We start from the raw sequence: 23,578 nt of genomic DNA on the forward strand, positions 1-23,578 counted from the left end.
CTGCTCCCGCCCTTCTAGGCCTTTGCGGCGGCGGCCGCGGCTGCCGCGGCCGCTATCGCCTCGGTGAGCACCGTGAGGAGTCGCGGCGAGTCCATCGCCGGCAGCACCACCTCGATGAGCACGGCCTTGTCGGTGGCCGAGCGGGCCAGCGCCAGGGCGTCGAGCAGCTCGTCCTCGGTGGAGACCTTGGCGGTCAGCACCCGGTCGCCCGCCCCGAAGGCCGCGGGGATGAGGGTCCAGTCCCAGGGCGCGATGTCCTGGTAGACCGCCTCGGGGCTCTGGATCCGGCGCTCCACGGTGTAGCCGTCGTTGTTGAGCAGGAACATCACCGGGGTGTAGCCGCGATGCAGCACGGTCGAGAGCTCCTGCACGGTGAGCTGCGCCGCTCCGTCGCCCACGAAGAGCACAGCGCGGTGCGAGGGCGCCGCCACGCACGCGCCGAGGGTGGCGGGCACGGTGTAGCCGATCGACGACCACACGGGCTGGCCGAGCAGCGCCGAGTCATCGGGCAGCACGAGGTCGAGGGCGCCGTAGAAGGAGGTGCCGGCGTCGGCGATCACGGTGGTGCCCGGCTCGAGCCAGTCCTGCACGGCGGCCCAGAAGTACTCCTGGCCGAGCGCCTTGCCCGGGGTCGGTGCGGCGGCACTCGCGAGGTCGGGGTGTCCGACGGGCCGCACGGGGGCACGGCCCGAACCCGCAGGGTTCGCATCCGCTGTGCTGCCGAGCACCTCGTGCAGCACCCGCAGCGAGTCCTCGAGCCGCACGCCGTAGAACGTCGTGTCGGCGATGCGGGCCGAGGTGAGGCCGAGCTCGACCGCTCTCTCCTCGTCGAAGCGCTGGGTGAAGAAGCCCGTGAGGAAGTCGCTCATCACGGTGCCGGCGAGCACGAGTAGGGGGGCGTCGTCGACGGCGGCGCGCGCCTCGTCGATGCGGGTGAACGCGCCCATGTAGGTGCCGAGGGAGGCGGGGTGCGATTCGTCGAGCACGGCCTTCGACATGTTCTGCGAGGCGACGTACACCCCGTCGTGGTCGGCGATCTCGCGCACGAGCGGTTCGAGCGAGCGGCGGTGCACCTGGGGGCCCACGAGCAACGTCACCTGCGGTTCGGCCGCCACCACCTCGGCGAGCGTCGTGGCGAACCGGGCGAGCTCGCCCGCGTCGGAACGGGCCGGGGAGAGGGCGGTGCGCAGGTTGGCGGCGTGCACGGGGGCGATCGCCACGTCGGCGGGGATGCCGAGGTACACGGGCTTCGACTCGCGGAGGGCCGTCATGAGGGCGGCGTCGATGTCCCGGGTGGCGGTGGCGGTGCGCACGATCGTGGCCGAGGCGGTGACCTCGCGGTAGGCGCGGTAGAAGTGCTCGTAGTCGCCGTCGATGAGGGTGTGGTGCAGGTGCAGGCCCGCGGCCTTGGCGGCAGTGGAGGGCATGCCGGTGATCTGCACCACGGGCACGTCTTCGGAGAAGCTGCCCGCCACCCCGTTGATGGCCGAGAGCTCGCCCACGCCGAAGGTGGTGACGAGGGCGCCGATGCCGCGGCGGAGCCTCGCGTAGCCGTCGGCGGCGTAGGCCGCGTTGAGCTCGTTGGTGGAGCCGACCCAGGTGAAGCCCTCGACCGTCGTCATCTGATCGAGAAGACTGAGGTTGAAGTCGCCGGGCAGTCCGAAGACGTGATCGGCGCCGAGCTGCACGAGGCGGGTGGCGAGGTACTGGCCGACGGTGACGGTGGTCACGGGAGTCTGGTCGCTCATCCCCCCAGCATCCCAGACCCTCCCCCGCCGGCGCTCCCCTTGCCGCCCGCGCCGCCTGTGCGGGCGAGCACGGCCTGCTGCCAGCCGGCCTCCCGAGCGGGTGCCTTCGCCCCTGCGACGACAGAGGCGGAGTCGGATGCGGAGGAGGGATCGTCGCTGAGGGCGTCGCGCACGATCTGGCGGGGGTCGTACTGCCTCGGATCGAGCTTCTTCCAGTCGACATCGTCGAACTCGGGGCCCACCTCCTCCGCCACGCGTGCCTTGGCCGACTCGGTGAAGCCGCGCACCGCCCTCACGAGGTCGCGCAGCTTCTCCGCGTAGTGCGGCAGCCGCTCGGGGCCGATCAGGAACGCCGCCAGCACGGCGATCACGACGAGCTTCTCGGCAGTCAGGCCGAACACAGGATCCTCCTCTCTTCGAGACGCCCCACGGCGGCGGAGCGTCGGGCGACTGCACGGTCGTGCAGCACGGCGATCAGGGCTGCTGCGGCGAAGAGCAGCGTCATGGGGAGGGCGAGCAGGAACATCGAGGCCACGTCGGCGGCCGGTGTGGCGAGCGCGCTGAAGAGCACGATGCCGAGGATGACGATGCGCCAGCTCGCCACCACCCGAGATCCCGGCAGCACTCCCGCGAGGTTGAGCAGCACCACGAAGACGGGCAGCACGAAGGCCACGCCCACCGCGAGCACGAGCTTCAGCACGAAGTCCACGTAGTACGAGGCCACGAGCACCGTGCTGTCCTCCTCCGGTGCGAAGCCGGCGAGCAGCTCCACCACGTGCGGGAACATCAGGAAGCCGGCCACGCATCCGGCCGCGAAGAGCGGCACCGCCGCGGCGAGGAAGCCGAGCGTGAAGCGGCGCTCCCGGCGGGTGAGGGCGGGCACCAGGAAGGCGAAGAGCTGGTGGAGCCACACCGGGCTGGAGAGCACGATGCCGGCGGCGAACGCGATGCGCAGCTTGAGCTCGAACGCGGCGCTCACGCTGTCGTAGTTGAGGCTCGCGGTGCGGCTCTCGGCGAGCGCCTCGATCGGGGCGCGCAGCAGCTCGAGCAGCTGGTCGGAGACGAGGTAGCCCACCACCACGCCGAGCGCGAGACCCAGGGCGACCCTGAAGAGCCTCCGCCGGGCCTCGCGCAGGTGGTCGGCGATGGTCATCCGGCTCTCGCAGCGTCAGCGGGGTGGGCGGGGTCGGGGTGGGTATGGGCGGGGTCGACGGTCTCCTCCTGCCGGTCGGAGGCGTCGGGGTCCTTCGCCTCGGACTTGAGGATCCTGGCGGACTGGCCGAGGCTCCGCGCGAGGGCGGGGAGCTTGGCGGCGCCGAAGAAGAGGAGCACGACGGCGAGGAGGATGAGCGCGTGCCATCCGGTGAGGTTCTGGAGCATTCCCATGGGAGGGTGCCTGCTTTCTGAGGTGTGGTCGGAGGGGGATGCGGGCTACTGGCCGGGAGCGCCGTCGGGGGGCGTGCCGCCGCCGCCGGAGGGCGGGGTGCCGCCACCGCCACTGCCGCCGGAGGGGGCCGCCCCCGCGGTGGGGGTGGTCGTGGTGTCGACGCTCACGGTGAGGGAGACCTGGTAGCCCGAGGTGGCGTCTCCTGTGACGGTCGCGAGCTGCAGGGCTCCGCCGTCGTCGCCGAAGACGTTGTCGGAGTCGAGGCTCACCTGGGCGAGGTTCGCACTCGATCCGTCGTACTCGGCGAGGGCGTAGACGGTCTCGCTCGTCTCCTGCGGCAGCGCCACCTGCGAGGTCGCGATGGCGTTGGCCGAGTCGCTGATGTCGGCCACCGAGGGGTACACCTCGAAGTGGATGTGCGGCCAGCGGCCGGTGTAGCACGCGGGGTAGATCGAGCTGAACGACACCGTGCCGCTGCTGTCGGCCACCTGCACACCGCGCAGGTAGGTCTCGTTCTCGATGCCGTCGGAGTACATCGAGTACCCGCCGGCGGCATCGCAGTGCCAGACGTAGACGGCGACGTCCTGGAAGGGGGCGTCACCGTTCGCCCGGTCGAGGATCGTGAGCGAGAGCGCCATGGGCACTCCGGCGGCCGTGGTGCCTCCGCCGATCGACGAGCGGATGTCGCTGCGCACGATGCCCGAATCCGCGAGCGCGTCGGGGCCGTTCGATCCGTCGCCCGGGTAGGGCCCGGCGGTCTCATCGGGGATCTCGCCGCTCGCGGTCGCGGTGCCCGTCGAGCCGGAGCCGGGGGTCGCCGTGGCCATCGCCGTCGCGCCGGTGCCGGTGCCTGCGGAGGTGCCGCTGGTGCAGGCCGCGAGCGCCACGGCCCCCACGCCGAGGCCGAACACGCTCAGCACGGTGCGCCGGCTCACGAGCGTGCGGATGTCGAAGGCGACGCCCTGGTCCACCACCTCCTCGTCGGCGCGATCGAGCAGCCGGCCTTCGTAGGCCGGGCCGTCCGGGGTGGTCTGGGGTTCGGGGATCCTGCTCATGGCGTCCTCACTGGGGTCTCGGTGGCCATCGGGTCGTCGATGGGATGACCCCAGCGTGAACGTCCTGCCAGGCAGGCTCCGATGAGGTGCCTATGAGCCCTCTATGACCCCGTCACCCCGCACGGAGGAGCCCAGACGCCGGCACCGAGGAGCCCCGGTGGTTCTACCGACCCAGCCCGAGCCGGTCTGCCACCTCTCCCGCCCCCTCGGCGAAGGCGACCTCCGCGCCGTCGGCGGGGCCGCCCGAGAGGTTCACGCCAGCGACACCGTCGAGCGCGAGCAGTCGCTCGCTCAGCTCGGTCGCCGCGTCGATGCCGGCCTGCCGCGAGTCTGCGGCGTCGAGGATGCGGTCGAGGTACCCCTCCGGCAGCACGAGCGTGGTGAACGACCGCAGCAGCTCGGCGCTCCCGCGGTCGAGCACGAGCGGCACGCACGCGATGAACGCCGGCGACACCCCCGCGGCCAGGCTTTCGCGGATGAACCGGGCCACCGGCTCCACCCCTCCGGCGTGGTTGACGAAGCACACCTCCGCGCCCGCCCGCACCTTCTCGGCAAGCCGCGCCGCCCGGCGATCGACGGGAGGCGTGCAGGGCGACTCCCCCACCGAGACGAGGTGTCCAGCGCGCCTCGCGAGCGCGGCGAGCTCGGTGGAGTCGAGGTCGAAGACCGGCAGGGCGTCCGGCCGGGATCCCGTGAGCGTGTGGTCGCCCGTCACGCAGTGCACGGCCGAGGCGCCCGCCTCGGCGAGGCCGGCGAGCTCGCCCTCGAGGGCCACGCGGTTGCGGTCGCGGCAGTTGAGCCCTGTCCAGACGGCGAGCCCCGCGGAGCGCAGGAGGTGGGCGCGGTAGGCGGGCGGATGCTGCACCCGGCTGGGCCCGGAATCGCCCGCGAGCACGGCGTCGACCCGCCCGGCGAGCACGACGGCGCACTCCTCGAGCGAGCGCCGGTCGAGCGCCCGCGCCGGGAAGTCGGCCACCACGATCTGCCGCGAGGCGAGCAGGCCGCGCATCCGCTCGCCCTCGGTAGCCTCCGGCGCGTTCGAGACCGCAGAGCCCTCCCACCGCACCGTCGGCGTGCCGAGGAAGACGCACGCGAACTCCCCCACCTCGCACCGCCCGTCGAACTCCACGCCACCGCACGGCCCGTGCACCATGTGCTTCGGGCAGGCGACGGCCGGCGCGCTCATGCGGCCATGGTAGCCACGGCGTGTGTCGGCCGCGTTTCGGATCCGTGACCCCGGCAGGTCGTTTAGGCTCGCTGCATGTCGACCACCTACGACCTCGTCATCCGTGCCGATTCCGTGCTCCTCGATGGCGAATGGCGCCCCGCCGTCGTCGCCGTGCGCGACGGGCTCGTGGCCGCCCTCGCCGAGCTCGACGAGGAGGTGCCGGGCAACACCGTCGTGACCCTGCCGGCCGGGCAGGTGCTCGTGCCGGGCATCGTCGACACGCACGTGCACGTCAACGAGCCGGGCCGCACCGAGTGGGAGGGCTTCGCGACCGCCACGAGGGCTGCGTCCGCCGGAGGGGTCACCACCCTGGTCGACATGCCGCTCAACAGCATCCCGCCCACCACCACGGTGGAGGGCCTCGACGCCAAGCGGGCCGCCGCCGGCCCCCAGGTGGCGGTCGACGTGGGCTTCTGGGGCGGGGCTGTGCCGAGCAACCTCGGCACCCTCGAACAGCTCTGGAACGCGGGCGTCTTCGGCTTCAAGGCCTTCCTCTCGCCGTCAGGCGTCGACGAGTTCCCGCACCTCTCCGGCTCCGAGCTGCGCGCCGCCCTCGAGGAGATCGCCGGCTTCGGCGGCCTCCTCATCGTGCACGCCGAGGATCCCGACGTGCTCGAGCGCTCGGCCCCGGCCCCCGCCTCGAGCTCCGCCGAAGCCCCGACGCCCGCGGCCGGCCCCGCCACCGCGCACGCCACCGACGAGCACGACCCCCGCGACTACCTCGCGTTCGTGGCCTCCCGCCCCGACCTCGCCGAGGAGGATGCGATCGCGCACGTCATCGCGGGCGTCAGGGCCACGGGCGCGCGCGCCCACATCCTGCACCTCTCGAGCGCACGCGCCCTCGACCAGATCCGCGCCGCCAAGGCCGAGGGTCTTCCCCTCACGGTCGAGACGTGCCCGCACTACCTCGCCTTCGCCGCCGAGCACATCCCGGCCGGCGCCACGCAGTTCAAGTGCTGCCCGCCCATCCGCGACGAGGGCAACCGCGACCTGCTGTGGGAGGCGCTGCTCGACGGCACGATCGACCTCATCGCCTCGGACCACTCGCCCTCCACGGCCGAGCTCAAGTTCGCCGGCGACGGCTCGTTCCAGGAGGCCTGGGGCGGCATCTCGGGCCTGCAGCTGAGCTTCCCCGCCGTCTGGACCGCCGCTCGCGAGCGCGGCATCGCGCTCGAGCGAGTGCTGGGCTGGATGAGCGGGGCCACGGCCGCGCTCGTGGGGCTCACCGACCGCGGCGGCATCGCGGTGGGCTCGCGCGCCGACCTCGTGGCCTTCGCCCCCGAGGAGTCGTTCACCGTGCACGCCGACGCCCTGGAGCACCGCAACAAGGTCTCCGCCTACGACGAGCGCACGCTCCACGGGGTCGTGCACACCACGTGGCTCGCGGGCGAGGTGGCGCACCGGTTGGGCGCCGACGCCCCCACGGCTCCCGCCGGGCACCTGCTCACGCGGCCGCAGCGCGAGCCCGATGCGGATGCGGTGAGTTCCAGCCGCTGAGCCCCCACGTAAATTGGGCGTAAATTCCGGCGCCGGGGCACCGCATCCGCCGTTCTCACCCTGACACCGCCGTCAGACTGGGAGTGCGCGCCCCACGCCGCGCAGTGAGCAGGGAACCATGTCGATCGTCCTCGGACCGAACCAGTACGGCAAAGCGGAGAACCACATCGTGCGCGTCTGCCGCGACAGCCCGCGGCACGAGATCTACGACATCAACGTCTCCACGGCCCTCCGCGGTGCCTTCGATGGCGCGCACCTCGTGGGCGACCAGAGCGCCGTGCTCCCCACCGACACGCAGAAGCAGACCGCGTACTCCTACGCCAAGGAGAAGGTGCTCAGCTCGATCGAGCGCTACGGCCTCGAGCTCGCCACGCACTTCGTCGACGACGTGCAGCCCGTCACGGGCGCGCGCATCGAGATCGAGCAGTTCGCCTGGGACCGGGTGCAGGTCGACGGCTCCGAGCACGACTTCACCTTCGTGCGCCGCGGCCAGGAGGTGCGCACGGCGGCCATCACGGTCGAGGGCACCGGCGAGTCGCAGCGCACCTGGGTGATCGGCGGGTTCAAGGATCTGGTGCTCTTGAAGACCACCGGATCCGAGTTCCACCACTTCCTCGAAGACGAGTACACCGTGCTCGAGCCCACGAGCGACCGCATCATGGCCACCTCGCTCGTGGCCAGGTGGCGCTTCGACGAGACCGTGGTCGGCGACATCGCCGTGTTCGACTGGGAGGGCGTGTACCTCGGTATCAAGCAGACGATGGTGGAGGTCTTCGCCACGCTGCACTCGCTCGCTCTGCAGCAGACGCTCTACGAGATGGGGCGGGCCGTGCTCGAGCGGTTCCCGTTCCTCGTCGAGATCCGCATGACGGCGCCCAACAAGCACCACTTCCTCTACGACCTGTCGCCGTTCGGGCAGACGAACGAGAACGAGGTGTTCTTCGCGGCCGACAAGCCGTACGGGCTCATCCAGGCCTCGGTGCTGCGCGATGACGCTCCCCCGGCGGGGTCGGCGTGGGAGGCCGCGGGCGGCTTCGCGTAGGGGTCAGCTGCCGCGGTAGGTGGAGTACGCGAACGGGCTGAGCAGCAGCGGCACGTGGTAGTGCGCCGCGGTGTCGGTGAGCTCGAAGACGATGTGCACCTCGGGGTAGAACGCCTTCACCTCCTGCTCGTGGAAGTACGTGGCGGTGTCGAAGGTCACGCGGTAGCGGCCGGCCGCGAGCGCGGTGGGGCCGAACTGCTCCACCCGGCCGTCGGCGTCGGTCTCGGCATGAGCGATCATGACCCAGTTGCCGACCTCGTCGTGCTCGAGGATGACGGGCACCCCGGCGGCCGGACGGCCGATGGTGGCGTCGAGCACGTGGGTGGTGACGTGGCTGCGCGCGGCGCTCATGCCGTCTCCTCTGGGGTGGGGCCTGGCGTGGCGGCGGATGCGGCAGAGCCGGGTGGCGTGCCGGGCGTGGGCGGGTAGAGCGCTGCGAGGCGGAGCATCGTGATGTCGTGCAGCTCGGAGGCGACCGTGGCGAGCTCGGTGACGTCGTCGAGCTCGAGCCGACGCGTGAGCTCGGCCAGGATCTCGGCGCGGCCACGACCGGCGGCCCGGATGAGGAAGACGCGGTCGAATCGCGCCTCGTAGGCACGGTTGCCGTCGGCGATGGCCGCGGCGAGCGACTCGTCAGAGGAGTCGGCGGCCGACTGCTCCGACCGGCTGAACGCCTGCGCGCGACCCTCGCCCTGCATCCGCTCGCCGATGCGCGGGTGGTGGGCGAGCGCCGCCTCCACCTCGGCAGGCGTGAGCGACGCGGCGACCCCGTCGGCCACGGCCAGCAGCTGCTCGTTCGAGGCGAAGGGTGCGGCGGCGGCCACCTCGTCGACGAAGCGCTCCACGCCGAGGCACGAGCGCAGCGCCTCGCGAAGATCGTCGTCGCCCACCTGCCGCACGTCGCCCGCATCCGTCATGCGCCCAGCTTACGATGGCGGCATGGCGCCCTCCCTCTCCCCCGTCGTGGGTGTTCTGCTGGCCGCGGGGGCGGGCACGCGGATGGGCCGACCGAAGGCGCTCGTGCGGGCGGCGGATGGCGAGCCGTGGCTGCTCCGCGGCGTGCGCACCCTGGCGGCGGGGGGCTGCATCACCGTGATCGTGGTGCTCGGCGCCGAGGCGGAAGCCGCCCAGCGCCTCCTCGAAGCACCCGCCTCCCCCACAGACCTCCCCGCTGCACCCGAAGGCACCACCGCCGAGCCCTCCACCCCACCCGCAGGCCTCACCACCGAGCCCTCCACCCCACCCGCAGGCCTCACCACCGCCGCGCCCACCCCACCCGCCGGACTCACCACCGCCGCGCCCACCCCACCCGCGGGCGTCACCACCGCGGCCTCCACCGCAGCCGCGGGCAGCGCCGCCGCGGGGGCCGCGGGCGTCGTCTGTGTCGTGGCTGAGGGGTGGGAGGAGGGGATCGCGGCGTCGCTGCGGGCCGGGCTCGGTGCCGCCCGGTCGGTGATCGCGGGCGATTACCGCGGCGGGGGCGCTGCTCTTGCGCCCTCCGCCGTGGTCATCACGCTCGTGGACCTGCCTGGGCTCGAGGCGGCGGCGGTGCGGCGGCTCGTGGAGGGAGCCGGGCCCACCACCTTGCGCCAGGCGTTCTATGGCGGGCGGCCCGGGCATCCGGTGGTCGTGGGCGTCGACCACCTCGACGCGCTGGCCGCCGCCGTCTCGGGCGACACCGGTGCCCGCCCCTATCTCATGGCCCACGGCGCCGAGCACGTCGACTGCACCGACCTCGGCGGCGGCGACGACGTAGACACCCCACCCCCGGCCTGAGCGTCCTCGACCGGCGCGCGGGCGGCCGTCACCGGGCCGCGCGGGCCGACCAGTCCTCGCCGAGGTCGACGCCGCGCCGGGGGGCGGGACGGCGCGGGGCAGGGCGGGGCTGGGCGGGGCAGCGCGGGGCTGGGCGGGGCGAGGCGGCGGCTGGGTATCCGCTCCGAGCGGGAAGGGCTCGCGGGCGGCTCCGGTTGGATCCCCCATGACCAGCACAGGACTCACCACCATCGGATTCATCGGCGCCGGCAACATCGGCGGCCAGCTCGCTCGCCTCGCGGTGGCCCACGGCTATCGCGTGGTCGTGAGCAACTCGCGCGGCCCCGAGACCCTCGCGGAGCTCGTCGACGAGCTCGGCCCCTCGGCGAGCGCAGGCACCTCGGCAGAGGCCGCCGCCGCCGGCGACCTCGTGGTGGTGACCGTGCCGCTCAAGAACTACCGGCAGGTGCCCGTCGAGCCGCTCGCCGGCAAGACCGTGATCGACACGAACAACTACTACTGGGAGCGCGACGGCCGCATTCCCGAGCTCGACGCGGGCGAGACCACCGTGAGCGGCATGCTGCAGGCGCACCTGTCCGAGTCGCACGTGGTGAAGGCGTTCAACAACATCACCGCCGCCGACCTCACCACCACGGGATCGCCCGCCGGCACCCCCGACCGCCGCGCTCTGACCCTCGCGGGAGACGACGCCGCCGCGAAGACCACGGTGGCCGCGCTGATCGAGGAGTTCGGCTTCGAGGCCGTCGACGCCGGATCGCTCGCCGACAGCTGGCGCTCCGAGCGCGACCGCCCCGCCTACGGCGTGCGCATGACGGCCGCCGAGGCCCGCGCCAAGCTCGCCGAAGCCACCCGCTGACCCCAGCTCGATCGCTGAACGGGGCCCGCACCCGACGCTGACCCTCCCGCCGCCCCACCGAGGTCGGCGGCGGCCGGGCACGGCTCGAGGGCAAAACAGCGCGGATTGAGGGCGGAGCAGCGCGGATTCAGGGGCGGAGCAGCGCGGATTCAGGGGCGGAGCAGCGCGGCTCGAGCGGGGCAGTGCGGCTCGAGGCAGATCAGTGCGGCTCGAGGCGGATCAGTGCGGCTCGGGGCGGATCAGTGCGGCTCGGATCGGATCAGTGCGGCTCGGATCGGAGCGGCTCCGCTCAGGGGGTCGACTCGAGCTCGCCCAGGGCGTCGTAGAGCGTGGTGATGGTGGCGATGCGCGTGCGGGTCTCGCGCGTGCGGGCCGCGAGCGCGTTGGCCGCGAGCACGTTGATGAGGCTCATGGCGCTCGCGTAGCTGTCGAGCGGTGAGACGCTGTCGATGGGGCACTCCACCCACACCGCCGCGAACTCCGCGTACCTCCTGGCCGAGACGTCGCCGATGAGCACAACGTGCACCCCCCGGGCCGCGATCCCCGCAATCATGCGCGCGAACCCCGCCGGCCGCCGCCGGAACCCGAACACCACGGCCACGTCGCGCGCATCCCGCTCGGCGAACTCCTCCGCGATCGTCTGCCCCGGCTGCGGCACGAGCAGCACGCCGTCGCGACCCTGCGTGAGCTGCTCGCGCAGGTGCAGCGCGAGCGCGTAGCCGTTCCGCAGCCCCACCACCGAGACCGTGCGCGAGCGCACGAGCAGCGACGTCACCTGCTCGAGCCGCTCCGGGCCCAGCGCGTCGAGGCAGCGGCGCAGGTTCTCGACCTCGCGCACGAGATGGGCCGACAGGTCGGCGGATGCTCCGGGCGTCACGCCCCCGACGGGCGCCCCCGAGGAGCGCAGCGAGCGCGCGTGCTCGCGCACCTCCTGCGCGTTCTCGAAGCCGAGCCGCCGGAACAGCCTCGACACGGTGGCCTTCGAGACGCCGCTCCGCTGGGCGAGCTCGGTGCCGGAGTACACCGCGAGGTCGCTCAGGTGATCCAGGATGAAGTCGGCCGCGCGCTGCTCCTGCGGCGACAGCTCGCCGTAGCTGCGGTCGATGCGCTGCCCGATGTTCATGGGCGCCGTGTCGGTCACGACGCGCCCCCGCCCGATCCGTCGCCGAGACCCGTATCCGGAAGCGCGCCCCGACTCGAATCCGCATCCGCATCCGCATCCGCATCCGCAGCGGCATCCGCATCCATCCCCGCGGCCAGCGCCAGCACCGCCGCCTCGAACGCGTCGATCGTGGCGGCCACGTCGGCCTCGGTCACGAACTCCTCCGGGTGGTGCGACACCCCGCCCTCGCAGCGCACGAAGAGCATGCCGATCTCGGTGATCGAGGCGATCGCCATGGCGTCGTGCCCCGCCTTCGAGAACAGCGACATCGGCCGCGCGTCACCGGTGGAGCGGATGCCCTCCGCCACCACCTCCCGCAGTCGCGCACTGCACACGGCCGCCGGAGCGGAGTGCGTCTCGACGCTCGACCAGGAGAGCCGCCGCTGCCCGCAGATGTCGCCGAGCAGGCCCTGGATGACGGTCCAGATGCGATCCCGCTCGCTGTCGTACTCGCCGCGCAGGTCGAGGCTGAACTCCACCTTGCCCGGGATGACGTTGACCGCATCCGGGAACACCTCGAGGTGCCCGACCGTGGCGATGAGCTGCGCCGAGCGCGCGATGCGCTCGATGGCGAGGATCGCATCCGCGGCCCCGGCCAACGCGTCGCGTCGCCGTTCGTAGGGGGTGCCGGAGTGGCCGGCCTTGCCCGTCACGGTGATGAGGAAGCGCCTCGCCCCCGCGATGGAGGAGACGATGCCGAGGGCTCGGTCGGCATCCTCGAGGTACGGACCCTGCTCGATGTGGGCCTCGAGGTAGCCCACGAACTCGTCGGGTCGTCTGGCGGCGTCGCCGACGCGCTCGGGATCGAGGCCCCACGCGGTGAAAGCGTCGCGCAGGCTCACGCCGTCCTCGCCCTCGAGCGCCCACCACGCCTCGTCCCAGCTGCCCGCGAAGGCCCGGCTGCCGAGCAGGGCGCGGCCGAAGCGGGTGCCCTCCTCGTCGGCGAACGCCACGACCTCGAGCGCGAACGGCAGTGCCCGCCCCGAAGAGCGGATGCGCTGCACCACGGCGATCGCCGTGAGCACCCCGAGGATTCCGTCGTACTTGCCCGCCGCCGGCACCGTGTCGAGGTGGCTGCCGAGCAGCAGCGCGGGGAGCCCGTCGACCGCGCCCTCGAGCCGGCCGCAGAGGTTGCCGGCGGCATCCTGCCAGGTGCGGAGGCCCGCCTCCTGCATCCACTGCTCGGCGATGACGTTGACCTCGGCGTGCTCCTTGGAGAGGTAGACGCGCTCGATCAGGCCGTCGGGCATCGAGCTGTGCGTGGCGAGCTCCTCGCAGCGGGCCAGCAGAGCGGCAGCGCCGGTCGCCTCGGCGACCGGGCGGAGCTCAGGCTCCGGATCACCGGTCGAGCGGTGGCCGGGCGCCGTTGCGGCCGTCACGCCTGCATCCCCGCATCCTGGTACACCTCGTAGGCGGCCCCCACGCCGCCGCCCCCGGTGACCGTCGCTCCCTGCCGGCGCAGCACCTGCTCGAGCGAGGCGAGCGTGGTGAGCACGGCATCCTTCCGCGCGTTGTAGCCCATCGTGCCGATGCGCCACACCTTGCCGTGCAGCGGCCCGAACGAGGTGCCGATCTCGATGCCGAAGTCGAGGAGCATCTCGCTCCGCACGGCATCGCCGTCGACCCCCTCGGGGATCTCGACCGCCACCACGTTGTTCATCTTGTGCTCGAGGTCGCCGAACACCGCGAGGCCGAGACCGCCGACCCCGGCGAGCATGGCGCTGCCGTGCAGCCGGTGCCGCTCCACGGCGTTCTCGATCCCCTCCTCCACCAGCAGGCGGGCGCACTCGCGGGCGCCGTAGAGCATGGTGGTGGCCTCGGTGTGGTGGTTGAGGCGCTTGGCGCCCCAGTAGTCGAAGATCATGGCGAGGTCGAAGTAGTTCGAGCGGATGCGCGCGGTCTGCCTGTCGGCGATCTCGTCGGCACTCGAGGCGATGCCGGCCTCGATGCTCTTGCGGCTGTTGATGACCTCGACGGCCTTGGGCGAGAAGGTGGCGGGGGCGGATCCGGAGGGCCCCGCGAGGCACTTCTGCAGGCCGGCGGTCACGGCGTCGAGGCCGAGCTCGTCGGCCGAGAAGGTGTTGCCGGCGAGGCTCGCCGTGACGTCGGTGTAGAACAGCACGCCGTGCTTCTCGCACAGCGCGCCGAGGCCCTCGAGCGGCTGGGCCACGGTGGTGCTCGTGTCGCCGTGCACCACGGCGAGCAGCTTGGGCTTGGTGGCCACGATGGCCTGCTCGATCTCGGACTCGGTGAAGACCGTGCCCCACTCGCGCTCGATCACGTGCACCTCGGCGCCCGCGCGCTCGGCGATCTCGCGCAGCAGGTGCCCGAAGCGGCCGAAGACCGGCACGAGCACGCGGTCGCCCGGGGCCACGAGCGAGAGGATCGCGGCCTCGATGCCGGCGCGCGAGGTGCCGTCGATGAGCAGGGTCTGCTCGTTCTCGGTGCGGAAGACCTCGCGGTAGAGCGCCATGGTCTCGTTCATGTAGGCGGTCATGGCGGGGTCGTACTGCCCCACGAGCTGCGCCGACATGGCGCGGAGCACCCGCGGATCGGCGTTGATGGGGCCGGGGCCCATCAGGAGACGCGGCGGCGGGTCGATGGGCAGGCTCAGCATCACGGGGCTCCTCGAAAACTCTGTTTCTCGACTCCCATCGTACGAAACGTGTGTTTCACCCGTGTTTCGCCGCGGCCCGGCCGCGGCTTCCGCTCGGCCTCGGCTCAGGCTGCGAGCTCTGCGGCGATCTCCGCGGCGAGGTCGATGAGGGCGAGGTCGCTGCCCCGGGGCCCCACGAAGCACAGGCCCACGGGCTCCGGCACGTGCAGGAGCGGCGCCGAGACGGCAGGGTAGCCGCCCGCGCCCGCCACGGAGGTCATGCGCAGGGTGGCCGCGCGCACGGCCTGGATGTCGTCGGCCGAGGCGGTCACGGCCGGCGCCGGCGAGGAGGCGGAGGGCAGCAGCAGGATCCGCCCCTCCAGCACACGGTCGAACCGCGCGCGAGCCTCGGCGAGCACGGCTCTGGCCGCCTCCTCGGCCTCCGCCGTCACCGTGGCGGCCACCTCGAAGCGCTCCGCGATGTCGGGGCCGAGCTCACCGGGGTGCGCCTCGATCCAGGAGCCGTGCTGACGCCAGGCCTCGGCACCCTGCACGGTGCGGAACGCCGTGAACACCGCATCCAGGTCGCCCAGGTCGACCTCCTCCACACCCGCCGCCGTGACGACCGGATCGGCCAGCAGCGAGACGAACGCCTTCTGCACGGCCGGCTCGCAGCTCACCACGATGTCCCGCGACACCGCGAACCGCCGCGCCAGCGTCCCCTCCACCGAAGCCCCCGCGTCCCCTGACGCCTCCGCTGACGAGGCCTCCGAGCCCCCTGACGCCGCCGCGGCCCCTGACGCCGCTGCGGCCCCTGACGCCGCTGCGGCCCCTGCGGCCTCCGTTACCCCTGCGGCCTCCGGGAGGCTCGCCTCGGCTGCCGCGCGGAGGGCCTCCGGCGAGCGCGTCAACCAGCCGACGGTGTCGAACGAGGGCGCGAGCTTGAGCAGCCCCTGCGTGCTCACGGCTCCGTGCGTGGTGCGGATGCCCCACAGCCCCTGATACGACGCCGGAACACGGATCGACCCGCCCGTGTCGGTGCCCAAGCCGATCGTGGCCTGCCCGAGCGCCACGGCCGAGGCCGGCCCGCTCGAGGAACCGCCGGGCATCGCCCCCGGAACGGCCCCGTTGGGCGCTGTGCCGTAGTGCACGTTGCGCCCGGCGATGCTGTAGGCGAACTCGTCGGTCTGCGCGATCCCTTGCACGGCGGCCCCGGCGGCCCGCAGCGCGTGCACGGCGTCGGAGTCGACCTCGGCGACGGCAGCCCCGGCGAGGTACGCGGGAACGCCCGCCCCGATGGCGAACCCCGCCACCCCGAACAGATCCTTCACCGCCACCGTCATCCCCTCGAGCCCCCGCGCCCCCGCGACCCCGCCGCCACCCACCGGCCGCGAAGGAGCGGATGCGCCACCCACCCCCACCTGCCCCGCGGATCCGCTAGGTAGGACACGCGCCGGCCCCGCGGATGCGCCACCTGCCAGCTCCATCGGCTCCGCGGCTGAGCCGGCGCCGGTGTCGGGAAGGGCCGGGACGAGCGGCGCGCCGACCACGCGCCACACGGCGCGGTTGAGCGCGGGCGCGGCACCCGTGACGTGCGCCACCGTGATGACCCACCGCCCCGCCGCCACGTCGTCGGACGTCGTCGACGCGACGCGCTCCCAGAGCTGGGTCTGCAGGCCCGTGCCACCCGCGGCGAAGGCGCTCACCGAGACCACGAGTGCGGCCGTCGGCGAGAGCACCCGCACCCGCACCTCCGTGATGGTGCGCGCGGCGATTCCCCCGCGCGCGCTCCGGAACGCGCTGATGCGGTCGTGCCCCACGAGCAGCCCCAGCGCATCCCCCCGCAGCGTCTCGGGCCCCGGGGCGAAAGAATCGTCGAGCACCGCGACGTCGTCGGCCATGAGCGCTGCCTCGTAGCGGTGGAACGCCACGAGCAGCGCCTCGAGCTCGGCCGGCTCGAGACCGGCACCGTCGACCGCCACGAGCGCCTCGGGCCGCACCACGCGCACCCCCGCATGCCTACCCACGAGCAGCCCCCAATCCGCCGCCCCCATTCCCGAGCCCGGGCCCGTCCGCCCGCACACCGCCGTGCCCGCCCGGCAGCCCGCCACCGCGGGTGCGGGCCGCGCCCGCGGGGACATTCGCGAAGTCGGCCACGCGCACTTTCGCGTGCACGCCCTTCACGATGTCGACCACCTGCGAGATGTCGAAGTCGGTCGCCGCGCTCAGGTACGCGTAGGCGAGCGCCCGATCCATCCCCCACCGCGCCTCGAGCAGCCCCAGCGCCGCCCGCACGCAGTTCTGCACGGCCACGTCGAGATCCTCGTCGAGGCCCGTCGGCACGAGGAACTCGCTCGTCTCCGCCATCGGCCCGGCGAGCACCCCGAACTCGGCCACCGCATCCGCCTGCGAGAGCAGTTCGAACCGGATCGTCACGCGCAGCGAGGCCTCGAGCGCCGTGAGCGCCACCTCGCCGTCGCCCTGCGCGAAGTGCGGATCCCCCACATAGGCGAGCGCGCCGGGCACCTGCACCGGCAGATACAGCGACGACCCCACCGTGAGCAGCTTGATGTCGATGTTGCCCCCGTGCGATCCGGGCGGCACCGAGTGCGGCCGCGCGTCACCGGCCACCGCCACCCCCATGACACCGAGGAACGGCGCCAGCGGGAACCGCACCGACGGCGCCCCGCCCGGCACGAGCGGCAACGCCCCGAACGCCGATCCGTCGGCACCGTGCTCGAGGGCCGTGAACACACTCACGTTCGACGAGCCGGCGGGCATCTCGCCCACGAGCGCCCCCTTGCCGTGCCGGTTCGAGATCACGCCGTACGGCACACGCGGTGTCGTCTCGAGCACCGTCATCTTGAGCAGGTCGCCCGGCCGCGCGCCCCGCACGGCGATCGGCCCCGTCACCACGTGCGGCCCATCGGAGGCGTGCCGCGGATACGACGAGGCGGCGAGCGCAACGGCGTCGTCGAGCACGAACTCGCGATCCACCCCATGCGAGGCGAAGAACGCCGCCGGATCCCGCCCCTGATCCTCCAGCACCCCCTCGTGGCTGATGGTGTCGATCGTCACCTCGGTGCCGGAGTCGATCTCGAGCACCGGGCGGTCGGCGGCGCACGGCAGCCTCCCCCAGAGCAGGTTGTCGAGGCTCGCGGCCAGGTACTCGTTCGCTCGGATCTCGCCCGTGCCGGGCTGCAGTGCTGCAGACGAAGACATGACGAGAGGCTATCGCCCGTTTGCACCTGCGTTCGCGCTCGGGCTACGTTTTCAACTCCGGCCCCACCCCGCCCGACCGACAGGACGCCCGTTGCTCACCAGACTCCGATCCGATCGCGAGAAGCTGCACCTCGCGCTCATGCTCGCCCTCACGTTCTCCACGGGAGTCGTCGACGCCGTCGGCTACCTCGGGCTCGACAAGGTCTTCGCGGGCAACATGACAGGCAACGTCGTGATCCTGGGCATGGCGCTCGCGGGTGCGGACGACCTGCCCTGGCTCGGGCCGCTCATCGCCCTGTTCGCGTTCATGTTCGGTGCCGTGATCGGCGGACGGGTGCTGCGCCCCGTCAAGGCCGGATGGACGACTCGCACCTCGTGGCTGTTCACCGTGGTCGGGATCGTGCTCGCGGGTCTCGCCATGGCGCTCTTCATCACCGACGGGGCGCCGCCGCAGCCCTACGAGTACATCTTCACGTTCTTCCTCGCCACGGCCATGGGTGTGCAGGCTGCCACCGCCAGGCACATCGCGGTGAAGGATGTGACGACCGTGGTGGTCACCTCCACCATCACGGGCTTCGCGGCCGACTCGCGGCTCGCGGGCGGCAAGGGGCAGCCGTGGTTCCGCCGGGCGGCCGCCATCGTGCTGATCGCGGCGGGAGCCGCCGTGGGCGGGCTGCTGCTCGTGCTGCACATCGGCTGGGGTGTGGCCGCGGCGGCGCTCATCACGCTCATCGCGGCTCTTCTCGGCCACATCGGGGCCCACGTCAAGCACGCGCACCCGGCGCCCGCCGAAGCCGCCTAGCCCGCCGAAGCGCCTAGCCCGAAGCCGACTAGCCCGAAGCCTGCTAGCGCGAGGCCTGCTAGCCCGGAACCGCTGCCGTCTGGGTCCTGCTCCGGCGGGCCCGGAAGGGGCGCTGGCAGCGCGGGCAGAAGTGCGATCCGCGGTTCATGAAGCTCTCGCGCACGATCGCTGTGCCGCACCGGGGGCACGGCTTGCCCTGCTGCCCGTAGACGTTGAGGCTGTGCGAGAAGTAGCCCGAGGCCCCGTTCACGTTCACGTACTGCGCGTCGAAGCTCGTGCCGCCCTCGGCGAGTGCCTTGCCGAGCACGAGCCGCACCTCGGCCAGCAGCTCGCGCACACGTGGCCGCGCGAGCTTGTCGGCGGGGTGGTCGTAGTGCAGCCGGGCGGCCCAGAGCGACTCGTCGGCGTAGATGTTGCCGATCCCCGAGATGAGGGTCTGATCGAGCAGCGCCCGCTTGATGCCCGTGCGCTTGCGGGCGAGAGAGGCGAAGAACCGCCCCTCGTCGAAGGCGGGGTCGAGCGGATCGCGCGCGATGTGCGCCACCTGCGACGGCACGAGCGCCTCCCCGAGCCCCGCCGATGCCGCGCCGACGTAGCCACCGGGACGCCCGTCGGGAGTCGGGAGCAGCCGGTCCACGGCCATCGACCCGAAGATCCGCTGGTCCACGAAGTTCACCCAGAACTCCCCGTGCTCCGGGTGCTCGATGTGCAGCCGGATGCGCAGCAGCCCCTCCTCGGCTACCCCTGGCGTGCGCAGCAGCACCTGCCCGCTCATCCCGAGATGCGTCACGAGCGCCCGCGGCACCTCCCCGCCACCAAACGCCTCGCCACCGGCGCCCCCGGGCGCCCCACCACCAGCGCCACCGAGCGCCCCACCACCAGCGTCATCACCGCTGACGCCGGCGCCGGACAGCGGGAACCACAGGAACTTGCCCCGCCGCGCCGCCCCCAGCAGCGTGCGCCCCTCGAGCAGCGCATCGAACGCCCCCTCCAGGGGGCTGTGCCGCTTCAGCGACCGCTGATCGAACACCTCCACGGCCGTGATCACGGCCCCCGTGACCGCGGTCTCGAGGCCCGCGCGCACGACCTCGACCTCGGGCAGTTCCGGCATCCGCGCCGTTACCCGCCGAGCAGCGCGAACGCCGCGGCGGCCGCCACCGACTCGGCCTGCTTCTTGCTGCTGCCCTCACCCGTGGCGGAGACGGGCGCCTGCGCCTTCGACCCCGCGACGGAGACGGTGGCCACGAACGACTTGCGGTGGTCGGGCCCGCTCTCGGCGATCGTGTAGACGGGTGCCTCGAAGCCCAGCTGCCCCGCCCGCTCCTGCAGCGACGTCTTCGGATCCATCGAGACCCCGAACCGCCGAGGATCCGCCGCGAGCGGTGCCACGAGCCGCAGCACGAGCGCGGTCGCGACCTCCTGGCCCTGGTCGAGGTAGGTGGCGCCGATGAGCGCCTCCATGGTGTCGGCCAGGATGGACGACTTGTCACGCCCCCCGGTGAGCTCCTCACCGCGGCCGAGCTTGATGTGCGGGCCCAGCTCGATGGTGCGGGCGATCTCGGCGAGCGCGACGGTCGACACGAGCGAGGCGCGCCGCTTGGCGAGCTCCCCCTCGGTGAGGTCGGTGAACGTCGTGTAGAGCATGACCGTGACGGCCTGCCCGAGAATGGAGTCGCCGAGGAACTCGAGCCGCTCGTTGGTGGGGATGCCCCCGTGCTCGTAGGAGTACGAGCGGTGGGTCAGCGCCAAGTCGAGCAGCTCGGGATCGAGGGATATCTGCAGGCTCGCCAAAAGGTGCGACCTGTTCTCCCCGATTTCAGAAGACACGGATCGCACCTCTCAGCGAAAAGCTGATGTTATACGTCGGCGACCTTGCGGCCCTTGTACTCCATGAAGAGCGGGGTGCCGGCGGAGTCCTCGACGACCTTCGCGCGGTGCGGAAGGCTGTAGGTGGTCTTGCCGTTCTCCACGGTCTTGACGAGCGTGGGGATCTCGGCCTTCCACTGCGAACGACGCGAGTGGGTGTTGGAACGTGACTGCTTCCGCTTCGGAACGGCCATGACTATCTCTCTTCTTCTCTGTCGGTCTCACGACCGGCGGTCAAGACTCCGGGCTCAGGCGCCGTCGGGGTCCGTGTCTTCGGAAACTTTCTTCTGGTTGTCTGCCAGCCCAGCGAGCGCCGACCATCGCGGATCGATCGCTTCGGGTGCAGCCTGCACGGGATTCTCGGCCAGCCGCTCACCCGTCTCCGGGTCGAGGCCTGGGCAATCCGGCTCGCACACCGGCTGGAACGGCAGTGACAGCACCACCGTATCCCTGATCAGAGATTCAAGGTCGACATGGTCGTCTTTCACCTCGTGATCAAAAGCTTCGTCAGAAGAATACGCGAAAAGCTCCTGGAATTCGACTTCGACAGGCACGGTGATCTCGCGGAGGCACCGACCGCACTCGCCATCGGCGTCTGCGGTGAGCTCCGCGCTCACCAGAATGCCCTCGTGCACCGACTCGAGCCGGGCGTCGACGTGGACCTTCTCGCCCACCTGCACGGCCACGAGACCCTCGCCGAGCTTCTCCTTCACGTCGATGTCGAACGACTGCTCGCGCATCTCCCCCGGCTTGTGCAGGAGGTCGCGCACGTTGACCGTGTAAGGGGTCTTCCTGAATGAACTCACTACGAGATTCTACCCGCGTTCCAGAGGCACGGGGTTGCGGTGGCGGTTGGCCGCGACCACGGCGTCGGCCTCCGCGCGGAGGGCCTCCACCACGGTGCGCACCGCGAGGCGCTCGGCTCGGTCGCGACGCATGAGCGCGAAGATGTGCCGCTCGGAGACCACGCCGTGGAGGTTCCGCAGCACGATCTCGCTGCGGTACGCCCCACCCGCGGTGTAGCAGGGCAGGATGGCGATGCCGAGCCCCGCCGCCACGAACGCCTCGGTCACCCGCGTGTCGCCGAAGCGCTGCACCACGTTCATGGGGCTGCCCGCCGCCGTGGATATGTCGAGGATGGTGCGCTCGAACGGGTAGCCCCAGGGCACGCCGATCCAGTTCTCGCCGATGAGGTCCTCCGGCAGCAGCTGCTCCTTCTCCGCGAGCCGGTGCCCCGGCGGCAGGGCGATGTCGAGGGGCTCGGTCATGAGCTTGATCGCGGTCATCTCGCTCGACTGCCAGTTGGCCGCGGCCGAGGAGGCCGAGTGCGCGAGCACGATGTCGAAGTCGGAGGTGAGGGCGGGGAAGTCGTCGCTCTCGGGGTCGCGATCCGAGCAGTGCAGGGTGAGCCCGCCCACCTCGGCGAGCCGCGAGATGACGCCGGGCAGCAGCATCTGCCCGCCGGTGGGGAAGGTCGCGAGCGACACCTCGCCCGTGGGGTCGTTGCGGAACTCGTCCCAGAGGGCCGCAGCGTGCTCGATGGCCACGGCCACGTCGGTGGCGCTGCGGGCGAGCGCGCGGCCCGCATCCGTGAGCACGATGCCGCGGCCGGCCTTCTCGGTGAGGGGCAGACCGGCCTCGCGCTCGAGCACCCGCAGCTGCTGGGAGACCGCCGACGGCGTGCGGTGCGTGGCGCGCGCCACCTCGGTGATGCTGCCCCGCTCGGCCAGTTCCCGCAGCAGTTCGAGTCGTCTCACGTCCATGAAGCGATCCTAAACGAAGACTTCAGATCTATTCGATTGATCTACACACAACCGGATGCCACGGTGAACACCAGAGGCCCTGCGGAGGGCCTCACGACCGGAGGGACCCGCCATGATCGCCGCGCTCATCATCCTCGCCGTGCTCGCTCTCGTGGGCATCGCCGGCACGATCGCCGACGTCGCCAGAGACGGCCATCGGCAGATCGCCGACCGCCGCCCCGGCACGTGGGCTCAGAGGGTGTCGTCGAGCGACGCGAACGCCTCGTCGTAGAGGGCGAGGGCACGCGTGACCTCGGCATCCGTCACCACGCACGGCGGCACCACGTGCAGCCGGTTGTCGGCGAAGAACGGCAGCAGGCCGAGCGAGAGCAGCTTCGACTTGAGCGCGCCGATCACCGACGCGGGCGCCGGCTCGCGCGTCGACGCATCCGTCACCAGGTCGAGGGCCCAGAACACACCCAGCCCGCGCACCTCGCCGATGAGCGGGTACTTGGCGGCGAGGGCTGCGAGGCCCGGCCCGATGAGCTCTCGGCCTACCCGGGCCGCGTTCTCCACGATGCCCTCCTCCTCCATGGCGTCGAGCGTGCCGACGATCGCGGCCATGGCGAGCGGATGACCGGAGTAGGTGAGGCCGCCGGGGAACACGCTGTCGTCGAAGGTCGCCGAGATGGCGGGCGAGATGACGACGCCGCCGGCCGGCACGTAGCCGGAGTTGACGCCCTTGGCGAAGGTGATGAGGTCGGGCTCGACCACGCCGCCCTCCTGCTCCGCGAGCGACTGGAAGGCGAACCAGCCACCGGTGCGGCCGAAGCCCGCCATGACCTCGTCGAAGATGAGCACGATGCCGAACTCGTCGGCGAGCGCGCGCACCCCCGTGAGGTAGCCGGGCGGCGGCACGAGCACCCCGGCGGTGCCCGGCACGGTCTCGATGAGGATGGCGGCGATCGACGACGCGCCCTCCGACTGGATGACGCGGCGCAGGTGGTGCAGCGCCCGCGTCGACTCCTCCTCGGGAGAGGTGGCCCAGAACTCCGAGCGGTAGGCGAACGGCCCGAAGAAGTGCACGTGGCCGCGCGCGTACTCGTTGGGCACGCGCCGCCAGTCACCCGTGGCCACGACGGCGGCACCGGTGTTGCCGTGGTAGCTGCGGTAGGTCGAGAGCACCTTGTCGCGCCCCGTGTACAACCGCGCCATGCGGATGGCGTTCTCGTTGGCATCCGCACCGCCGTTGGTGAAGAAGATCTTGTCGTAGGAGGAGCCGGCCCTGTCGAGGATGCACTGGGCGGCCTGCCCGCGCGTGAGGTTGGCGTGGGCGGGGGCGACCGTGGTCAGCACGTCGGCCTGCTGCTTGATGGCCGCGATCACGGAGGGGTGCTGGTGGCCGATGTTGGTGTTGACGAGCTGCGACGAGAAGTCGAGGTACTCGTTGCCCTCGTAGTCCCAGACGGTCGAGCCGAGGCCGCCGGCGATGACCATGGGCTTGAGGGCACCCTGGGCCGACCAGGAGTGGAAGACGTGCGCGCGGTCGAGCTCGAGGGTGAGCTGCTGGTCGGCGGGATCGAGAGTCATCAGTGGTGC

General features: G+C 72.1%; 25 protein-coding genes. 6 read left to right on the top strand and 19 right to left on the bottom strand.

Annotated features, from left to right (window positions below):
• Positions 1-14: 14 nt before the first annotated feature.
• The 6 genes from ACEXQC_RS05620 to ACEXQC_RS05645 all read right to left on the bottom strand — a co-directional run bounded on the left by ACEXQC_RS05620 (position 15) and on the right by ACEXQC_RS05645 (position 5,376).
• Positions 15-1,748, bottom strand: a complete 1,734-nt coding sequence (locus ACEXQC_RS05620) for an alpha-keto acid decarboxylase family protein (protein ID WP_374819348.1) — start codon at positions 1,746-1,748, stop codon at positions 15-17.
• Complete coding sequence (locus ACEXQC_RS05625) at positions 1,745-2,149, bottom strand: twin-arginine translocase TatA/TatE family subunit (protein WP_374819350.1); 405 nt, start codon at positions 2,147-2,149, stop codon at positions 1,745-1,747. Before ACEXQC_RS05625 ends, ACEXQC_RS05620 begins: the two co-directional genes overlap by 4 nt.
• Positions 2,137-2,901: a twin-arginine translocase subunit TatC gene (gene tatC / locus ACEXQC_RS05630; protein WP_374819352.1), complete on the bottom strand. Its 765-nt coding sequence runs from the start codon at positions 2,899-2,901 to the stop codon at positions 2,137-2,139. Before tatC ends, ACEXQC_RS05625 begins: the two co-directional genes overlap by 13 nt.
• Positions 2,898-3,134 (bottom strand): twin-arginine translocase TatA/TatE family subunit, encoded by a 237-nt coding sequence (locus tag ACEXQC_RS05635; protein ID WP_374819354.1) that lies wholly within the window; start codon positions 3,132-3,134, stop codon positions 2,898-2,900. The genes tatC and ACEXQC_RS05635 overlap by 4 nt, the downstream gene beginning before the upstream one ends.
• Positions 3,135-3,179: 45 nt before the next feature.
• The gene (locus ACEXQC_RS05640; protein WP_374819356.1) at positions 3,180-4,190 is read right to left on the bottom strand and encodes an intradiol ring-cleavage dioxygenase; all 1,011 of its coding nucleotides are present in this window, start codon (positions 4,188-4,190) and stop codon (positions 3,180-3,182) included.
• Positions 4,191-4,353: 163 nt separating this feature from the next.
• A complete protein-coding gene (locus ACEXQC_RS05645) occupies positions 4,354-5,376 on the bottom strand; it encodes a methylenetetrahydrofolate reductase C-terminal domain-containing protein (RefSeq protein ID WP_374819358.1) in 1,023 nt (340 codons plus the stop codon).
• 75 nt (positions 5,377-5,451) lie between these two features.
• On the opposite strand from ACEXQC_RS05645, the gene allB reads away from it, so the two are divergent.
• Positions 5,452-6,915 carry an allantoinase AllB gene (gene allB / locus ACEXQC_RS05650; protein WP_374819360.1) on the top strand — a complete coding sequence of 488 codons (1,464 nt, stop codon included), beginning with the start codon at positions 5,452-5,454 and terminating at the stop codon, positions 6,913-6,915.
• Between the two features lie 118 nt (positions 6,916-7,033).
• Positions 7,034-7,957 (top strand): factor-independent urate hydroxylase, encoded by a 924-nt coding sequence (gene pucL, locus ACEXQC_RS05655; protein WP_374819362.1) that lies wholly within the window; start codon positions 7,034-7,036, stop codon positions 7,955-7,957.
• Positions 7,958-7,960: 3 nt separating this feature from the next.
• Here pucL and uraH read toward each other — a convergent pair whose 3' ends face one another.
• Both uraH and uraD read right to left on the bottom strand, forming a co-directional pair.
• Positions 7,961-8,308: a hydroxyisourate hydrolase gene (uraH, locus tag ACEXQC_RS05660; RefSeq protein WP_374819364.1), complete on the bottom strand. Its 348-nt coding sequence runs from the start codon at positions 8,306-8,308 to the stop codon at positions 7,961-7,963.
• Positions 8,305-8,874: a 2-oxo-4-hydroxy-4-carboxy-5-ureidoimidazoline decarboxylase gene (gene uraD / locus ACEXQC_RS05665; protein WP_374819366.1), complete on the bottom strand. Its 570-nt coding sequence runs from the start codon at positions 8,872-8,874 to the stop codon at positions 8,305-8,307. Before uraD ends, uraH begins: the two co-directional genes overlap by 4 nt.
• Positions 8,875-8,896: 22 nt before the next feature.
• Between uraD and ACEXQC_RS05670 the strand changes: the two genes are divergently transcribed.
• A complete protein-coding gene (locus tag ACEXQC_RS05670) occupies positions 8,897-9,733 on the top strand; it encodes an NTP transferase domain-containing protein (RefSeq protein ID WP_374819368.1) in 837 nt (278 codons plus the stop codon).
• Between the two features lie 205 nt (positions 9,734-9,938).
• The gene (locus ACEXQC_RS05675) at positions 9,939-10,589 is read left to right on the top strand and encodes an NADPH-dependent F420 reductase (RefSeq protein WP_374819369.1); all 651 of its coding nucleotides are present in this window, start codon (positions 9,939-9,941) and stop codon (positions 10,587-10,589) included.
• Positions 10,590-10,878: 289 nt separating this feature from the next.
• On the opposite strand, the gene ACEXQC_RS05680 is transcribed toward ACEXQC_RS05675, so the two are convergent.
• The 5 genes from ACEXQC_RS05680 to ACEXQC_RS05700 form a co-directional block, all read right to left on the bottom strand.
• Positions 10,879-11,730: a MurR/RpiR family transcriptional regulator gene (locus tag ACEXQC_RS05680; RefSeq protein WP_374819371.1), complete on the bottom strand. Its 852-nt coding sequence runs from the start codon at positions 11,728-11,730 to the stop codon at positions 10,879-10,881.
• Positions 11,727-13,130: an allantoate amidohydrolase gene (locus ACEXQC_RS05685; RefSeq protein WP_374819373.1), complete on the bottom strand. Its 1,404-nt coding sequence runs from the start codon at positions 13,128-13,130 to the stop codon at positions 11,727-11,729. Before ACEXQC_RS05685 ends, ACEXQC_RS05680 begins: the two co-directional genes overlap by 4 nt.
• Positions 13,127-14,368 carry a (S)-ureidoglycine--glyoxylate transaminase gene (gene pucG, locus ACEXQC_RS05690; RefSeq protein WP_374819375.1) on the bottom strand — a complete coding sequence of 414 codons (1,242 nt, stop codon included), beginning with the start codon at positions 14,366-14,368 and terminating at the stop codon, positions 13,127-13,129. Before pucG ends, ACEXQC_RS05685 begins: the two co-directional genes overlap by 4 nt.
• A 104-nt stretch (positions 14,369-14,472) precedes the next feature.
• Positions 14,473-16,356: an AtzH-like domain-containing protein gene (locus tag ACEXQC_RS05695; RefSeq protein ID WP_374819377.1), complete on the bottom strand. Its 1,884-nt coding sequence runs from the start codon at positions 16,354-16,356 to the stop codon at positions 14,473-14,475.
• Positions 16,357-16,366: 10 nt separating this feature from the next.
• Complete coding sequence (locus tag ACEXQC_RS05700; RefSeq protein ID WP_374819379.1) at positions 16,367-17,569, bottom strand: acetamidase/formamidase family protein; 1,203 nt, start codon at positions 17,567-17,569, stop codon at positions 16,367-16,369.
• 91 nt (positions 17,570-17,660) lie between these two features.
• Here ACEXQC_RS05700 and ACEXQC_RS05705 point away from each other — a divergent pair, with 91 nt between their 5' ends.
• Positions 17,661-18,371: a YoaK family protein gene (locus tag ACEXQC_RS05705; protein ID WP_374819381.1), complete on the top strand. Its 711-nt coding sequence runs from the start codon at positions 17,661-17,663 to the stop codon at positions 18,369-18,371.
• Between the two features lie 58 nt (positions 18,372-18,429).
• On the opposite strand, the gene mutM is transcribed toward ACEXQC_RS05705, so the two are convergent.
• The 5 genes from mutM to ACEXQC_RS05730 form a co-directional block, all read right to left on the bottom strand.
• Positions 18,430-19,482 carry a bifunctional DNA-formamidopyrimidine glycosylase/DNA-(apurinic or apyrimidinic site) lyase gene (gene mutM, locus ACEXQC_RS05710; protein ID WP_374819382.1) on the bottom strand — a complete coding sequence of 351 codons (1,053 nt, stop codon included), beginning with the start codon at positions 19,480-19,482 and terminating at the stop codon, positions 18,430-18,432.
• A gap of 8 nt (positions 19,483-19,490) precedes the next feature.
• Positions 19,491-20,198, bottom strand: a complete 708-nt coding sequence (rnc, locus tag ACEXQC_RS05715) for a ribonuclease III (protein WP_374819383.1) — start codon at positions 20,196-20,198, stop codon at positions 19,491-19,493.
• 29 nt (positions 20,199-20,227) lie between these two features.
• Positions 20,228-20,431 carry a 50S ribosomal protein L32 gene (gene rpmF / locus ACEXQC_RS05720; RefSeq protein WP_374819385.1) on the bottom strand — a complete coding sequence of 68 codons (204 nt, stop codon included), beginning with the start codon at positions 20,429-20,431 and terminating at the stop codon, positions 20,228-20,230.
• A 54-nt stretch (positions 20,432-20,485) separates the two neighbouring features.
• Positions 20,486-20,977, bottom strand: coding sequence for a YceD family protein (locus ACEXQC_RS05725; protein ID WP_374820137.1), 492 nt, complete (start codon positions 20,975-20,977; stop codon positions 20,486-20,488).
• Positions 20,978-21,052: 75 nt separating this feature from the next.
• On the bottom strand, positions 21,053-22,000 hold the full coding sequence (locus ACEXQC_RS05730) for a LysR family transcriptional regulator (protein ID WP_374819387.1): 948 nt from the start codon (positions 21,998-22,000) through the stop codon (positions 21,053-21,055).
• 112 nt (positions 22,001-22,112) lie between these two features.
• Here ACEXQC_RS05730 and ACEXQC_RS05735 point away from each other — a divergent pair, with 112 nt between their 5' ends.
• Positions 22,113-22,271 carry a hypothetical protein gene (locus tag ACEXQC_RS05735; RefSeq protein ID WP_374819389.1) on the top strand — a complete coding sequence of 53 codons (159 nt, stop codon included), beginning with the start codon at positions 22,113-22,115 and terminating at the stop codon, positions 22,269-22,271.
• On the opposite strand, the gene ACEXQC_RS05740 is transcribed toward ACEXQC_RS05735, so the two are convergent.
• On the bottom strand, positions 22,232-23,569 hold the full coding sequence (locus ACEXQC_RS05740) for an aspartate aminotransferase family protein (protein ID WP_374819391.1): 1,338 nt from the start codon (positions 23,567-23,569) through the stop codon (positions 22,232-22,234). The two genes, ACEXQC_RS05735 and ACEXQC_RS05740, sit on opposite strands and share 40 nt — an antisense overlap.
• Between the last annotated feature and the right edge of the window lie 9 nt (positions 23,570-23,578).

It is taken from the genome of Herbiconiux liukaitaii, from assembly GCF_041927495.1.
GTDB classification, from domain to species: domain Bacteria; phylum Actinomycetota; class Actinomycetes; order Actinomycetales; family Microbacteriaceae; genus Herbiconiux; species Herbiconiux liukaitaii.